The sequence below is a fragment of the Arthrobacter pityocampae genome, from assembly GCF_002927275.1.
In the GTDB taxonomy this organism is placed as follows: Bacteria; Actinomycetota; Actinomycetes; order Actinomycetales; family Micrococcaceae; genus Arthrobacter_D; species Arthrobacter_D pityocampae.
Map to the genome: position 1 here is coordinate 117,467 of NZ_PRKW01000005.1, position 14,892 is coordinate 132,358.

General features: G+C 71.5%; 16 protein-coding genes. All 16 read right to left on the reverse strand.

The features are described 5' to 3' along the window. Positions 1-55: 55 nt before the first annotated feature. Positions 56-394 carry a histone-like nucleoid-structuring protein Lsr2 gene (locus C4K88_RS11995; RefSeq protein ID WP_104121873.1) on the reverse strand — a complete coding sequence of 113 codons (339 nt, stop codon included), beginning with the start codon at positions 392-394 and terminating at the stop codon, positions 56-58. 92 nt (positions 395-486) lie between these two features. Then, a complete protein-coding gene (locus C4K88_RS12000) occupies positions 487-639 on the reverse strand; it encodes a hypothetical protein (RefSeq protein WP_306418615.1) in 153 nt (50 codons plus the stop codon). A 38-nt stretch (positions 640-677) separates the two neighbouring features. Then, a complete protein-coding gene (gene lysS / locus C4K88_RS12005; RefSeq protein WP_277621648.1) occupies positions 678-2,180 on the reverse strand; it encodes a lysine--tRNA ligase in 1,503 nt (500 codons plus the stop codon). Between the two features lie 42 nt (positions 2,181-2,222). After that, complete coding sequence (panC, locus tag C4K88_RS12010; RefSeq protein WP_104121875.1) at positions 2,223-3,170, reverse strand: pantoate--beta-alanine ligase; 948 nt, start codon at positions 3,168-3,170, stop codon at positions 2,223-2,225. A gap of 81 nt (positions 3,171-3,251) precedes the next feature. Next, positions 3,252-4,286, reverse strand: coding sequence for a Rossmann-like and DUF2520 domain-containing protein (locus C4K88_RS12015; RefSeq protein WP_104121876.1), 1,035 nt, complete (start codon positions 4,284-4,286; stop codon positions 3,252-3,254). Next, positions 4,273-6,228 carry a PH domain-containing protein gene (locus tag C4K88_RS12020; protein WP_206604369.1) on the reverse strand — a complete coding sequence of 652 codons (1,956 nt, stop codon included), beginning with the start codon at positions 6,226-6,228 and terminating at the stop codon, positions 4,273-4,275. The genes C4K88_RS12015 and C4K88_RS12020 overlap by 14 nt, the downstream gene beginning before the upstream one ends. Further along, on the reverse strand, positions 6,225-6,740 hold the full coding sequence (locus C4K88_RS12025; RefSeq protein WP_104121877.1) for a PH domain-containing protein: 516 nt from the start codon (positions 6,738-6,740) through the stop codon (positions 6,225-6,227). Before C4K88_RS12025 ends, C4K88_RS12020 begins: the two co-directional genes overlap by 4 nt. Continuing rightward, positions 6,733-7,224 (reverse strand): DUF3180 domain-containing protein, encoded by a 492-nt coding sequence (locus tag C4K88_RS12030; RefSeq protein WP_104121878.1) that lies wholly within the window; start codon positions 7,222-7,224, stop codon positions 6,733-6,735. Before C4K88_RS12030 ends, C4K88_RS12025 begins: the two co-directional genes overlap by 8 nt. 6 nt (positions 7,225-7,230) lie before the next feature. After that, positions 7,231-7,725, reverse strand: coding sequence for a 2-amino-4-hydroxy-6-hydroxymethyldihydropteridine diphosphokinase (gene folK, locus C4K88_RS12035; protein WP_104121879.1), 495 nt, complete (start codon positions 7,723-7,725; stop codon positions 7,231-7,233). Next, complete coding sequence (gene folB / locus C4K88_RS12040) at positions 7,722-8,135, reverse strand: dihydroneopterin aldolase (protein ID WP_104121880.1); 414 nt, start codon at positions 8,133-8,135, stop codon at positions 7,722-7,724. The genes folK and folB overlap by 4 nt, the downstream gene beginning before the upstream one ends. Continuing rightward, a complete protein-coding gene (gene folP, locus C4K88_RS12045) occupies positions 8,132-9,043 on the reverse strand; it encodes a dihydropteroate synthase (protein WP_104121881.1) in 912 nt (303 codons plus the stop codon). The genes folB and folP overlap by 4 nt, the downstream gene beginning before the upstream one ends. Before the next feature lie 11 nt (positions 9,044-9,054). Further along, positions 9,055-9,672 (reverse strand): GTP cyclohydrolase I FolE, encoded by a 618-nt coding sequence (gene folE / locus C4K88_RS12050; RefSeq protein WP_104121882.1) that lies wholly within the window; start codon positions 9,670-9,672, stop codon positions 9,055-9,057. A gap of 75 nt (positions 9,673-9,747) precedes the next feature. Beyond that, positions 9,748-11,835, reverse strand: a complete 2,088-nt coding sequence (gene ftsH / locus C4K88_RS12055) for an ATP-dependent zinc metalloprotease FtsH (RefSeq protein WP_104121883.1) — start codon at positions 11,833-11,835, stop codon at positions 9,748-9,750. A gap of 170 nt (positions 11,836-12,005) precedes the next feature. Next, positions 12,006-12,557 (reverse strand): hypoxanthine phosphoribosyltransferase, encoded by a 552-nt coding sequence (gene hpt, locus C4K88_RS12060; RefSeq protein ID WP_043442830.1) that lies wholly within the window; start codon positions 12,555-12,557, stop codon positions 12,006-12,008. A gap of 3 nt (positions 12,558-12,560) precedes the next feature. Further along, positions 12,561-13,688: a tRNA lysidine(34) synthetase TilS gene (gene tilS / locus C4K88_RS12065; RefSeq protein ID WP_104121884.1), complete on the reverse strand. Its 1,128-nt coding sequence runs from the start codon at positions 13,686-13,688 to the stop codon at positions 12,561-12,563. Further along, positions 13,681-14,835, reverse strand: coding sequence for a zinc-dependent metalloprotease (locus tag C4K88_RS12070; protein ID WP_104121885.1), 1,155 nt, complete (start codon positions 14,833-14,835; stop codon positions 13,681-13,683). The genes tilS and C4K88_RS12070 overlap by 8 nt, the downstream gene beginning before the upstream one ends. Positions 14,836-14,892: the final 57 nt, after the last annotated feature.

A 14,892-nucleotide genomic window follows, 5' to 3' on the forward strand; every position in this document is an offset into this window, starting at 1 on the left:
CGCCACAGGCGAGATAACGCCGGGAGGTTCCACCCCGGCGCCTCCTCGGGTCGGATCAGTGCTGGGCCGCGCGGTAGGCCTCGACGATCTCACCGTTCACGCGGCCGCGGGAGGAGACGTTGTAGCCGTTCTCCTTCGCCCACTCGCGGATCCGGGCGGCTTCCTGGTTGCGTGAGGGCGACGACGACGCACCCGAGGCGCCCGACCGCTGCTTCGACTGTCCGCCACGGCGGGCCGCCCCCACGTAGTCGGACAGTACCGACCTCAATTCGGAGGCGTGGGTCTCCGAGAGATCGATCTCGTACTGCACGCCGTCCAGCCCGAACCGTACGGTCTCGTCGGCTTCTCCGCCGTCGATGTCATCGATGAGAATAATCTTTACCTTCTGTGCCACGGTGCTCTCCTTATATTCCTCGATGTGAATGCCCCTCGAATGATTATGCGGCACTATTAGATCGAGGTCAAAGAAGAATATTGTCCTGTGGACTAGTTTTCCTGCTCACCCTTTTCTTCGGCCGCCTGTCCGCGCTTCCGCGCGTCCTCGGCGTCCTGCAATTCCTCCGCGCGCTTCATGGCCTCGCGCTCCGCCCGGTCCACATTGAATATGGCCTTGATCACGAAGTAGAAAAGAATTGCCAAGCAGACTGAGGGTAGGAGGACCGCCACATATTCCATGACTACTGGCCGCCCTCGGGCTTGAGAATGGGGAAGAGGATCGACTCACGAATTCCGACGTTCGTGAAAAGCATGACGAGGCGGTCGATCCCGAGTCCGATGCCACCCATGGGCGGGGCGCCGTATTCGAGCGCGCGGAGGAAGTCCTCGTCCAACTGCATCGCTTCGTCGTCGCCGGCCGCCGCCTGGCGTGACTGTTCCGTGAGCCGTTCCCGCTGGATGACCGGGTCGATGAGCTCGGAGAAGGCCGTGCCGCGTTCCATTCCCCCGATGATCAGGTCCCAGGCCTCGATCAGCTGCGGGTTCTCGCGGTGCGGGCGGGCGAGCGGCTGGGCGGACGGCGGGTAGTCGTAGACGAAGGTCGGCTGGATGAGCGTGGGCTCCACGATCTCCGAGAACAGTTCGAGCACCATCTTCTCGGCGCCCCACGCCGGGTCGAGGGAGACCTCGTGGCGATCGGCGATGGAGCGCAGGTCCTCCACCGGGGTGTCCGGCGTGACCTCCTGGCCCACGGCCGAGGACAGGCCAGGGTAGACGCCGAGCCAGGCCCAGTCCCCGTCGAGGTCGATCGTGCCCTTCGCCGTCTCGATGGTGCGCGATCCGAGCAGGTCGGCGCAGGCGAGGATGATCTCCTTCATGCGGTCCGCCATGACGAACTGGTCCGCGTACGCCTCGTAGCATTCGAGCATCGTGAATTCCGGGCTGTGCGTGGAGTCCACGCCCTCGTTCCGGAAGATGCGCCCGATCTCGTAGACGCGGTCGATCCCGCCGACGACGGCGCGCTTCAGGTACAGCTCGAGGGCGATCCGCAGCGTCATCTTCTGGTCGAAGGCGTTGAGGTGCGTGTCGAAGGGGCGGGCCGTCGCGCCGCCGTGGACGAGCTGGAGGACGGGCGTCTCCACCTCGATGTAGTCGTGGCGGTTGAGCGTCTCGCGGACGGTCCGGGTGATGGCGGCGCGGGTGCGCACCATCTGGCGGGCTTCCTCGCGCACCATGAGGTCCACGTAGCGCTGGCGTACGCGCGTCTCCTCGTTCACGCCAGCGTGCAGCGTGGGCAGCGGGCGGAGGGCCTTGGACGCCATGGTCCACGAGTCGGCCATGACGGACAGTTCACCGCGGCGGGAGCTGATGACCTCCCCGTGCACCTGGACGTGGTCGCCGAGGTCCACGTGGGCCTTCCAGTCGGCGAGGCGGTCGGCGCCGATCTCCGCAAGACTCAGCATGACCTGGAGCCGCGTGCCGTCGCCCTCCTGCAGGGTCGCGAAGCACAGCTTGCCCGAGTTCCGGATGAAGACCACCCGGCCGACGACGGCGGCGTACTTCCCGCTCGACTCCCCCGTGGCGAGTTCGGCGAACTGCTCCCGGACCTCCATGAGGGAATGCGAGCGATCCGGCCGGACCGGGTAGGGCTGCGTCCCGGCGTCGAGCAGGGCTGCCCGCTTCTGCAGCCTGAAGCGCATCTGCTCGTTGAGGTCGTCCGCGGGGAGGGTGTCGTCGTGGGTCACGGTAGACAAGTTTACGGCTCCCGCCCGGGCGTCCGGTGCGGGTCAGCGCGGGGGCGGCAGGAGGCTGTTGTCGATCAGCCGGACGGCGCCCACCCGGGCCGCGACGACGGCGAGGGCCGCCGGCGGCTCCGCGCCGGCGCTCCCGGTCGGCTCGACCGCGCGCGGTTCCCCGATCGGGGAGAACGTGTCGGGCTCGACGACGTCGAGGTAGTCGAGGTCCACCCCCTCCTCGGCCGTGACCTGCGACCGGGCTGCGGCGAGATCGAGCGGCTCTCCGCGCACGGCCCGGTCACGCAGCGCGGCGAGCACCCGCGACAGGACCAGTGCGGCGGAGCGTTCGTGTCCGGCCAGGAACCGGTTGCGGCTCGACAGCGCCAGCCCGTCGGCGTCGCGCACGATCGGCACGCCCTCGATGCGCACCGGCATGTTGAGGTCGACCACCATCCGGCGGATGAGGGCCAGCTGCTGGGCGTCCTTCTGGCCGAAGTACGCCCGGTAGGCGGCGCGGGTGGCGGGCTGCGCCAGATTGAGGAGCTTCGCGACGACGGTCAGCATGCCGTCGAAGTGGCCCGGCCGGGAGGCCCCCTCGAGGACCTCGCCCATGGGTCCGGCACTCACACGCACCAGCGGCTCCCCGCCCGGGTACATGTCCCCGACGCCAGGGGCGAACACCACGTCGACGCCCTGCGCGCCGAGCAGCAGCAGATCCTCGTCGAGCGTGCGCGGGTAGCGGTCGAGGTCGGCCTGGTCGCCGAACTGGAGGGGGTTCACGAAGACGGACGCGACGACGACGTCATTGGCGGTGCGCGCGGCCTGCGCGAGCGCGGCGTGGCCGGCGTGCAGGCCCCCCATGGTGGGGACGAGGGCGAGCGAGGGACGGTCATCCGCGGCCATCCGGGATCGGGCGGAGCCCAGCAGGCCGGCCGTGGCCTCGCGGAGGTCAGCGGGAGTGGAGACGAGGAGCGGGAGGGAGGGGCCGGTCGGGGTCACGGAGGGTCCTTCGGGGAAGTGATCGGGGCGGACGCACGGGATGGTCCGCCGGTGCAGGAGCAGCCAGGGCTGTCCGCCGGGCTACCGGCCGTCGGGGGCGCCCGGGCTGTCGGGTCGGGGCGGCCCGTCGGGGGCGCCCGGGCCGTTGGGTCGTGGCGGTCCGTCGGATTGGGGCCGTCCGTCGGGGGTGCCCGGGCCGTCGGGCGCCTCGGGTGAGGGCGGTCCGTCCGCGAGGATCGCGAGGATCGCCTCTCCCTGAGCGGGCGTGAGGACGCCCCGCTCGAGGGCACGGAGGGCTGTGGCCCGCGCCATGCCCAGGTAGGCCTGCCGGGTGTCCGCGGCGTCGTGGGCGTCGAGCGCCGCGCGATGGGCCCGGACGGTCCCGGCGTCACCGCGCGCCACCGGGCCTGTCAGGGCGCCCTCTCCCGAGGACAGGGCGTTCTCGAGGGAGGCCTTCATGAGCGGGCCGAGCAGCCGGTCCGGCTGCTGGACGCCGAGGTCCGCGAGGAGCTGGGCGGACTGCGCGGCGATGGTGACGAGGTGGTTCGACGCGTGGGCGAGAGCCGCATGGTAGAGCGGACGCGACTCCTCCTCGATGACCACCGGCTCGGCGCCCATCTCGACGACGAGCGCCTGGGCGATGGGCAGCACGGCGGACGGGGCGGTGACCCCGAACATGCTGTCCGGGAGGCGCCCGAGATCGAGGGACAGCCCGGTGAAGGTCATGGCCGGGTGGATCGCCAGCGGGATGGCCCCGGCCGCACGGGCCGGCGCCAGCACGGCGGTACCGTAGCGCCCGGACGTGTGGACCACGAGCTGTCCGGCCTGCCAGGCGCCGAGCCGGGCGAGCCCCTCGACGAGATCCGGCAGGGCGTCGTCGGGCACGGCGAGGAGCACGAGCTCGGCTCGTTCGATGATGTCCGGGATCTCGAGCACCGGCACCCCGGGGAGGAGGTTCTCCGCCCGCTCGCGGCTCCCCTCCGAGACGGCGGACACCCCGACGACGGCGTGGCCGGCCGACCTCAGGGCGGCCCCCAGCACGGAGCCGACCCTGCCGGCACCCACGATGCCGACGCCGAGCCGGCCGGGGCGCCGGGAGGCGTCAGTGCCGGCCATCGGGGACCCCCTCGGTATTCGGGGGCGACGGCGTGTAGCGGGGAGCGACGGGCATCACCTGACGCAGAACCGGCGCGGGCGGCCCGGAATGCGGCGCGGCTCCATCGATGGGAGCCTCCTCCGTGGGTGACGCGGCGGGCGGCGCGGGGGGCGGTACGGCGGGCGACACAGCGGGCGATGCGGCGGGTGCTGCGGCGGGCGATACGGCAGTTGGTACGGCGGCTGATGCGACGGGCGGCACAGCGGGCTGCGCGGCGTGCCGCGCAGCCTCGTCGACGGGACCCTCCTCCGCGGAGGGCGCTGCCTGTGCGGTGGGTGGCGAAGGCCGCGGTGCGGCTGCATCGAGGAGGGCCTCCTCCGGAGGCAGCGCGACGGCCGGCACAGCGGGTGTCACGGCGGGTGTCACGGCACCCCCGGCAGTGGGCAGGCCGTCCGGGGGCGCCGTCGGGGGCTGCGGGACGGCTACCGGAAGGGGCCGCATCCACTGCTCGGGGCCGCTGCGGCGTCGCGCCTCGGCGGCACGCGCCGCCTGGCCGTGGAACAGCTCCCATGCCGTCGACGCGTCGGCGAGCGTCACGCGCGGACTGACCGGACCAGGTGTGGTGTGCAGGACCAGGTCCGCCAGCCGGAAGCGGCGGTCCACTGGCCCCTGCTCGATCGCCAGGGACTGGGTCCGCTCGTGCGGGACGACGGCGAGCCGCCGCCATAGGACGCCGGAGCGCAGGAGCAGGGCCGTCGACGTCACCGCGAACCCGGTGCGCCGCCAGGCCAGGGGCGCGAGCCAGCGGGCGCGGCGGGGCGTGGTGACGAACCCCTCTCCGCCGTCGCGGCCGGCCAACCCGGCGGCGAAGAGCTCGACGGGCCGGTCCGTGCCGGGATCGGGCAGGACGAGGGCGAGGATCTGCAGGACGTCGTCGCGCGTGCCGACGGGCAGGAGCGTGGCGCGTGCCTGCCCCTCGTTCGACGCCGACGCGCCGTACCCGGCCACGTTCGCGGTCACGCGGTACCACCCCTTGAACCGCCACAGCGGCGGCTGGACGATCCCCAGCGCCTGGACGCGCCCGGGAGGCACGGTCTGCGCGCGGGTGTCCAGCAGCCCGTAGCGGATGCGGAGGCCGTCGGGGGAGGTGGCCGCCCGGAAGTTGTACCCGGTGCTCAGGGCTGCCCAGTAGGCCCCGCCGACGCCGATCAGGATGGGGATGAAGGACGTCGCGACGATCGGGGTCTCGAACACCACGCCCAGCGTGACGACGACGGCGGCGGCCACCACGAGTGCGATGCTCGTCCCGGACAGGGCCGTGGACCCGAGGACCCGGCCGGGCGGGACCACCACCACCTCCCGCTCGGGCGCCTCGAGGATCTCCTCGGGGTGCTCCGGGTCGGGCTCCACCCCCGCGGCGCGGGCGAGGATGATGGCGCGGAGCCTGCGGGCGTCGTCGAGCTTCAGGAAGGCGAGCCGGACCGCCGACTCCCCGGCGTCCGCCACCTCGAACTTCAGTTCCGCGAGCCCGAAGACGCGGGCGAGGAACGGCTGCACGATGTCGATGGCCTGGACGCGGTCGAGCCTCGCCTGCCGCTGCTGGCGGAAGACGATGCCGGAGTGCACGCGGACGTGGTCCCGCGTGATCTGGTAGCGGGTGCAGTACCAGGACAGGAGGAACGCGCCGGCGACGAGGAGGACTACGCCCACGAGGATCCCGACGGCAGGGAGGACCCCGACCCCCTCGGGCAGGGGGGAGCGTCCGTCCGCCCCCGGGCCGAACAGTCCCTCGAACCAGTCCCGGCCCACGAAGTACAGGACGGCGACGAGGGCGATCCAGCCGCGCACGAGAGGCGAGATGACATGGACGCGCAGCCAGCCCTGGTCGGCGCCGGCCTGCGGGCCGGCATCCCCGGCGACGGGCTGCGGCGCCCCGGACGGCGGGTGCTGCGGGTGCGTCACAGCCCGGCCAGCCGGGCTTGTCCGCGCGCGGACAGCTGCTCGCGCAGCCTGGCGCCCTCGTCGGTCGGCAGCCCGGGGATCTCCGCGTTCGTGGCGGCGGACGCCGTGTGGAGCTTGAGGGTGCAGATCCCGAAGGCGCGCTCGAGGGGGCCGACGGCGACGTCGACGTACTGCATCCGGCCGTAGGGCACCACCATGGTGCGCTGGAAGATCACGCCGTGGCGGACGAGGAGGTCGTCGTCGCGCTCGGCATAGCCGATCGCAGCGACCTGGCGAGGGAGGAGCACCCCCCGCCACACCGCAGCGATGAGGACGGCGCCGGGCAGGGCCCACGCCAGCCAGAGCGGCGGGAAGGAATCCCAGACGCCGGTGAGGCGCAGGACGAGCGGGACGCAGGACAGGGCCAGCCAGAGAAGCGATCCGATGAGCCAGCCGAGCACCCGGACCCGTAGATACTTCGGTGACACCCTGGACCACTCGAGCCCGGACGGGTCGATCGGTTCCCTACGCATATTCCCCCTCGCTCTCCCCGCCATGCGCGCCCTTGCCGTCGTCGTCGTCGGATGGGAGCCGGCAGAAGTCCTCGACCACCAATCCCACCATAATCATGACGATTCCGCCCGCCATGAGGGCCACCGATCCCCAGAGCGGCGCCACGGTGGACCGGACCGACATCAGCGCCACCTGGTCCACGAGGATCCCCGCATGCCAGCCGAGGCTCACCGCACCGGCGTAGGCGCAGGCCTGTGCGAGGACGAGGGTACGGGTGGCGAGGATCGGATCGAGGGGCCGGTCGCGCTTGCCGTTGCGCCAGCGCAGCACGCGCCGGCCGAACACCAGGGTGATCGCGATGATCACCGCCGTCGTGACGAGGGACGTCAGCGGGAGGGCCGGCGTGCCGTAGCCGTTGCGGGTGGCGAACCAGTTGACCAGCCAGCCGGCGAGGCCGGCCGCCAGCCCCACGAGGGCGAGCCAGCGGAACCGAAGGGTACTCACGGCGTCCTAGGCCCCCTCGTACGGCGTCAGGCCGGCGAGGTCCTCGGCTTCCGCAGCGAGTTCAGCCACGGGCCGCCCGCCGAGTCGGGCGCCCGCGTCCATCCACGCCCAGGGCTGCAGGACGAAGGCGCGGGTCGCTGCGCGCGGGTGCGGGACGGTGAGGTTCCGGTCGTCGGAGACCCAGGTCCCGAAGGTGATGATGTCGACGTCGAGCGTCCGCGGACCCCAGCGGACGGTGCGCGTGCGGTGATGCCGTTCCTCGACGGCCTGGCAGTGGGCGAGCAGCTCGTACGGGCCGAGATCCGTCTCCACCTCGATCACCATGTTCAGGTAGTCGGGCTGGTCCGGACCGCCGACGGGTCGGGTGCGGACAACGGGCGACACCGCGTGCAGGCGGACGTGGTCCGACTCCACGAGATCGGCGACGGCGCGCACCAGGGTGTCACTGCTGGCCCCGAGATTGCTGCCAAGGGCCAGCACGGACCGCACGGTGCTGCTCACGCCCGGCTCCTGCGCAGCGTCACGGCGACGTCGCCGAACGGCACCGTGATGGGGGCCTTCGGTTTGTGGACGGTGACGTCGACGGCGGCCACGGGGAACGCCACGAGTATCGCCGCGGCGATGGTCTCCGCGAGGGCCTCGATGAGGTCGAAGGGATCGCCCCGGATGATGCCGTGCACCAGTTCGGCGACCTCCCCGTAGTGCGCGGTCCGGGCGAGGTCGTCGCTGGTCCCTGCGGCCTGCAGGTCGAGGTGGAGGGTGAGGTCCACCGCGAAGGGCTGGCCGTCGCGACGCTCGTGCTCGAAGACGCCGTGATAGCCGGTGGCGGTGATCCCCGTGAGGGAGACGGTGTCGAGGTCGCCGGATGGCGAGCCGGGCCGGCCCGGTCGCGCGGTCCCGACCGTGGTCACGGTCGCCGGGCGGCGGCGGCCGCCACCTTGACGGCGTCGAGCGTCGCGGCCGGATCGTGGACGCGGACGCCCCAGGCGCCGGCTGCGGCGGCCAGGGTCGCGACGGCGAGCGAGGCGTGGTCGCGCTCCACGGGTGCGGCGGTCCTGCCCGCCGAGGTGAGCAGGGTCCCGAGGAACCGCTTCCGTGACGCACCCACGAGGACGCGGTGCCCCAGCCCGGTGAACGCGTCGAGGTCCTGCAGGATCGCCCAGTTCTGCTCGTCGGTCTTCGCGAAGCCCAGGCCGGGGTCGAGGATGATCTGCCCGGCGTCGACCCCCGCCGCGACGAAGCGGTCCCGCAGGCCGGTGAGTTCGCGCACGACGTCGGCGACGACGTCGTCGTACTCCGCCAGGCCGCCCATCGTCGCGGCGGTCCCCCGGCGGTGCGTGAGGATGTAGGGCACGCCGCGCTCGGCGATCAGCGCGGGCATTGCCTCCTCGTGACCGGCACCCGAGATGTCGTTCACGATCGCGGCGCCGGCGTCGAGGGCCTGCCGTGCGGTCTCCGCGTGCATGGTGTCGATGCTCACCAGGGCCCCGGCCTTCACGAGGGCAGCCACGACGGGCAGGACGCGCGCCAGCTCCTCCTCGACGGGGACGTCGCGGGCGTTGGGGCGCGTGGACTCACCGCCGACGTCGATGACGTCCGCTCCGCCGTAGTGCATCCGCAGACCGTGGCCGATGGCGTCGTCCGTCGTGGCGTACCGGCCACCGTCGCTGAAGGAGTCGGGGGTGACGTTCAGGATGCCGAGGACCACGGCGCGGTCCGCGGGGAGGCCCCGGACGGTCCGGGGGACGCGGACGGGCCGGATGACGGGCAGCGGCGAGGTCGCCGGTCCGGTTCCGGGCGTTGCGGCGAGTGAATCCATGCGGGACGGTCCTACCTTCCGAGTATGAGGCTCATGGCCTCGGCGCGCGTCGCCGTCTCGCGGAGCTGGCCGCGGACGGCCGACGTGACGGTTTTGGCGCCGGGCTTGCGCACCCCGCGCATCGACATGCACATGTGCTCGCACTCGATGACGACGATCGCGCCCTTGGGTTTCAGGTGTTCCATCATCGCATCAACGATCTGGCTGGTCAGCCTCTCCTGGATCTGCGGGCGCCGCGCGTAGACCTCGACGAGCCGGGCGAGCTTGCTCAGGCCCGTGACGCGCCCCTCCTCGGAGGGGATGTAGCCGACGTGCGCGGTCCCGTGGAACGGCACCAGGTGGTGTTCGCAGGTGGAGTAGAAGGGGATGTCCTTCACCAGGACGAGCTCCTGGTGGCCGATGTCGAAGGAGGTCGAGAGCACCTCCCCCGCATCCTGGTGGAGCCCCGCGAACATCTCCGCGTAGGCCTTCGCCACGCGCTTGGGGGTGTCGAGCAGCCCGTCGCGCCCGGGGTCCTCGCCGATGGCCTCCAAGATCTCCCGGACCGCCCGCTCGATGCGGAGCAGGTCGACGGGCGATCCGGTGGCGACCAGTACTGCATCCACTACTTCGTCATCGAAATCTGTCACGGCTCTTCCCTTCGATCTGGAATGCGTCGCCGTCGGCCCTCCGGCCGGGGGCGTTCCTCTGCGGGACCGGACGTCCTAGCGGTCCGTACTCTCCGTGCTGTCCGTGCCGCCCCCGGCGCTCCGCGACCCGTTCTCCGACGCCTCGGGCGTCGGCAGGTCCGATTCATGCACGTCGAAGTCGTTGGGGAGGTTGGCGTGGGCGATCTGGTCCTGGGGCGCCACGGTCTCCGGGGCGGGCTGACCGCCCTCGAGGGCCTCCGCGCGTTCCCTGCGCGAGGTGACCGGCGGCAGCGAGTGTACGGGGCGCGTCTGCTTCGACAGCCAGACCTCCCGCAGCTCGCGCTTGCGGACGTGGGTGAAGACCTCGGCGATCTCGGCCTGGTTGAGCGTCTCGCGCTCCAGGAGCTCCAGGGCGAGACGGTCCAGGACGTCGCGGTTCTCCGTGAGGATCTGGTAGGCCTCGTCGTGGGCATTGTCGATCAGACGGCGCACCTCCTCGTCGACCACCAGGGCGAGCTGGTCGGAGTAGTCGCGGTCGCTGCCCATATCGCGTCCGAGGAACGGCTCACCGGCGCCCTGGCCCAGCTTCACCGCGCCGATGCGCTCGCTCATCCCGTACTGGGTGACCATCTTGCGTGCCGTCCCGGTGGCCTTCTCGATGTCGTTCGAGGCGCCCGTGGAGGGGTCGTGGAACACGATCTCCTCGGCGACCCGGCCGCCCATCGCGTAGGCGAGCTGGTCGAGGAGCTCGTTGCGGGTCACGGAGTACTTGTCATCGCTGGGCATCACCATGGTGTAGCCCAGCGCGCGTCCGCGCGGCAGGATGGTCACCTTGGTGACCGGGTCCGTGTTCCGCAGGGCCGCGGCGACGAGGGCGTGGCCGCCCTCGTGGTAGGCCGTGATCTTCCGCTCGAGTTCCTTCATGAGCCGGCTGCGCTTCTGCGGGCCGGCGATCACGCGGTCGATCGCCTCGTCGAGCGCGCGGTCGTCGATGAGCTGGGCGTTGGAGCGGGCGGTGAGGAGCGCCGCCTCGTTGAGGACGTTCGCGAGATCTGCACCGGTGAAGCCCGGGGTTTTCTTGGCGACGCCCCGCAGGTCCACGCCGCCGGCCATCGGCTTGCCCTTGGAGTGCACGGTGAGGATGTGCTCGCGTCCCCTCATGTCCGGGGCCTCGACGCCGATCTGGCGGTCGAAGCGGCCCGGGCGCAGGAGCGCGGGGTCGAGGACGTCGGGGCGGTTGGTCGCCGCGATGAGGATGACGTTGGTGTTCGCGTCGAAGCCGTCCATCTCGACGAGCAGCTGGTTGAGGGTCTGCTCCCGCTCGTCGTTGCCGCCGCCCACACCGGCACCGCGGTGACGTCCGACGGCGTCGATCTCGTCCACGAAGATGATCGCGGGGGCGTTGTTCTTGGCCTGCTCGAAGAGGTCCCGGACGCGGGACGCGCCGACACCGACGAACATCTCGACGAAGTCGGAGCCCGAGATCGAGTAGAACGGCACGCCGGCCTCCCCGGCGACCGCACGGGCGAGGAGGGTCTTGCCGGTCCCGGGAGGGCCGTAGAGCAGCACGCCCTTGGGGATCTTGGCCCCGAGGGCCTGGAACTTCGCGGGCTCCTGGAGGAACTCCTTGATCTCGAGCAGTTCCTCGACCGCCTCGTCCGCGCCGGCGACGTCGTTGAACGTGACCTGGGGCATGTCCTTGGTGATGAGCTTGGCCTTGGACTTGCCGAACTGCATGACCTTGGAGCCGCCACCCTGCATGCGGGAGAGGAGGAACCAGAAGATGACACCGAGGATGAGGATCGGGAAGATCAGGCCGGCGAGGCTGAGGAGCCAGTTGCTCTCAGCGGGCTGGTCGGTGAAGCCGTCGGTGTCGGAGGCGTCGATCGCAGCTACCACGCCTTCGGCGCGGGCCGTGCTGTAGAAGAACTGGACGCTCTTGCCCATGTCCTCGTAGTCGTTGCGGAGGGTGAGGTCCACGCGCTGTTCGCCGTCGTAGATCTTGGCCTGGGCGACCTGGTTATCTTCGAGGAGCCGGAGCCCGACGTTCGTGTCGACGCGCGAGCTGCCCGTGCCGAACAGGCTCGGCAGGACCAGCAGGAGCGCCACGACGGCCAGGACGATCCAGAAAATGGGCCCCTTGAAGATGTTCTTGAATTTCATTCGTCTCAGGGCGGCAAGCCCTGTCCCTCCTGCTGATGCAAGTAAAAATGTGCGGGCGCACTGCCGAGCAGGTGTCCCCTGAGCACCTCAACATATACACCGTCCGCTATTGTGCACGCGCGGATCAGGGCAATAGTTCCCTCCTGGCGTAGCGGCAGCGGGGCGGGGTCCTACTCGTAGACGTGCGGCGCCAGGGTGCCGATGAAGTCGAGGTTGCGGTACTTCTCCGCGAAGTCGAGGCCGTAGCCGACCACGAACTCGTTAGGGATGTCATAGCCCACGTACTTCACGTCGATCTCGACCTTCGCGGCCTCGGGCTTCCGCAGGAGGGTGCAGATCTCCACCGACGCGGGACCGCGGGACAGGAGGTTGGCCTTGAGCCAGGAGAGCGTGAGGCCGGAGTCGATGATGTCCTCGGCGATCAGGACGTGCTTGCCCATGAGGTCGGTCTCGAGGTCCTTGAGGATCCGCACGACGCCGGAGGACTGCGTGCCCGACCCGTAGGAGGACACCGCCATCCAGTCCATCGTGATGTGGGAGTTCAGGGCCCGCGCGAGGTCGGCCATCACCATCACCGCACCCTTGAGCACACCCACCAGGAGGATGTCCCGGCCCTGGTAGTCGGCATCGATCTGCTCCGCGAGCTCGTTGATCCGCTGCTGGATCTCCTCCCGGGTGTAGAGGACGTGCTTGAGGTCTGCCTGGACGTCGTTCGAATCCACCGATTACTCCTGGATTGGCCGGCGGAGCTGCTGCCCGCCGGGACCGTTGCTGCTGCCATTGTTCCGTAGAACAAGACTGCCATAGCTTGGTTGTCCCCGAAGAACCGATCGTCCCCGCACCTGGCGGTGCACGCTCACCTTCCCGCCGAGCTGCACCGGGCCGGCCGAGCCCTTCCGGTCCAGCAGCGACTCCGCGGCGCGGAGACGCTCGAAGCTCGGCTGGAACGCGCCGAGCTCGAGGGCGGCGAGCGCGAGGACGCGCTGGCGGAGCGCCGCGGGCAGCGACCGCAGGCCGTCCTCCGGCAGGAGCACCGTCCCGTCGTCGCCCTCGGTGCGCAGCGAGGCGTACGCTTCGGCGCTCAGCTGCTCGAGGAGGTCGGCGTCCTGCCCGAGGATGCGCGCGGTGCGCGCGAGCGCACGGGCGATGCCCGGTCCCAGCCGGTCCTCGAGGAACGGCAGGACCTCGCCCCGGACGCGGGAGCGCGCATAGGACGGGTCGAGGTTGGTGGGGTCGTGCCACGGGTCGAGGCCGTAGAAGGCGCAGATCGCCTCGGTGTCGGCCCGGCGCAGGTCGAGGAACGGCCGGAGGTAGGGTCCGCGGCTCTCCGGCATGCCCGCCAGGGAGCGGGTGCCGGACCCGCGGGCGAGGCCCAGCAGCACCTGCTCCGCCTGGTCGTCGAGCGTGTGGCCGAGCAGCACGGCGACGGCCCCGAGCCGGGAGGCGGCGTCGTCGAGCGCGGCATAGCGGGCGCCGCGGGCGGCGGCCTCCGGACCCATGCCGTCGCGCTCCACCGTGACGCGGTGCACCTCGACCGGGTCGAGTCCGAGGTCCCGGGCGGCAGCGGCGGCCCGCCCGGCCGTCCCGGCGCTGCCGGCCTGCAGCCCGTGGTCGACGACGACCGCGCCCACGCGGCACCGCCCGGTGTGCGCGAGGTGCGCCGCGACGGCGGCGAGGGCCAGCGAGTCCGGGCCGCCGCTGCACGCGACGAGGACGAGCGGCAGGTCCGTGGGATCAGCCGGCGTCCCACGCTCCCCTGCCCCGGCCGGATCCGCGAGGAGGCCCTCGAGGCTCGCGGCGAGGAGGTTGCGCGCGGTGCCGACCGCCGGGAGCAGGCGGGGGCGCCTAGCCATGACGGCGCAGGCTCATCCTGTCGATCCACTCGTCGGGGGCGTGGATCTCCCGCTCGGTGGGCAGGTGCGACGCCGCCTCCCACACGGCGTTGAAGCCTTCCATCCCGGTCTGGCTGACGACCCTCCGCACGAACTTGGCGCCGTCGTTGTACTGGCGCATCTTCGCGTCCAGGCCCATCAGCTGCCGGAGGAGCTTCTCGAGGGGCCCGCGGGACGCGCCGCGGGCGTTGAAGCGCCGGCGGATGGTCTTGACGGAGGGCACGATGCTGCCGTCCACGCCGTCCATCACGACGTTCGCGTGGCCCTCGAGCAGGCTCATGACGGCGGTGAGATGGGACAGCAGGGCTTTGTCCTCCGGGGCCTGCAGGAGGGAGAGGACGCCCCCGGGCCGCGCCGGCACGCCGTCGGACGCCGCGCCCTGCGGGGCCGCGGCCGCACCGCCGGGGCGGGCCCTGGGTGCGGTGATGTTCCTGACGGCGGCGCCGAGCCGTTCGGAGAGCGTGTCCGCCTGGTCCATCAGGCCGGAGGTGAGCTGCCCGATGTGGCTGGTCATGTGGTCCTTGAGCCAGGGTGCCGCCGCGAACTGCACCCGGTGCGTCTGCTCGTGGAGGCAGACCCAGAGCCGGAAGTCGGACGGGTCTACGTTCAGCTCCCGCTCCACCGAGATGATGTTCGGCGCCACGAGCAGGAGCCGGCCGCCCAGCCCGTTGCGGGCGGGCGCGAACGGGTCGTACTGGCCGAGGACCTTGCTGGAGAGGAACGCGAGGATCGCGCCGAGCTGCGCCCCCGTCACGGTCCCGCCGAGGGTCAGCGACGCGGACTTCAGCACCTCGGGCTTCGTGGCGGCGAGCTGGTCCAGCGCGGGCTCCATGAGGGCGCGGAAGCTCTGCGTGTTGGCCCGGGACCAGGAGGCGCGGTCCACGACCAGCAGTTCGGAGTCCCGCAGGTCTCGGGCGGCGTCGAGCCGCGAGATCGCGTGGACGTGGTCCACGGACACGCCCGCGAGGTGACGGATGTTCCCGACCGCGCGGTCGATGTCGGCCGGTGTCATGGTGGGCCCGGCCGGCGTCAGGGAGGCGGCCGTGGAGGCCGCGACATCCCAGTTGACGAGCTGCGGGCGGGGCGTGGCTGACTCGTTCCTGGACATGCGCCTATTCGATCACATCCCGCGGCTCCCGGGGGCGGGCGCGCCCCCTCCTCCTCG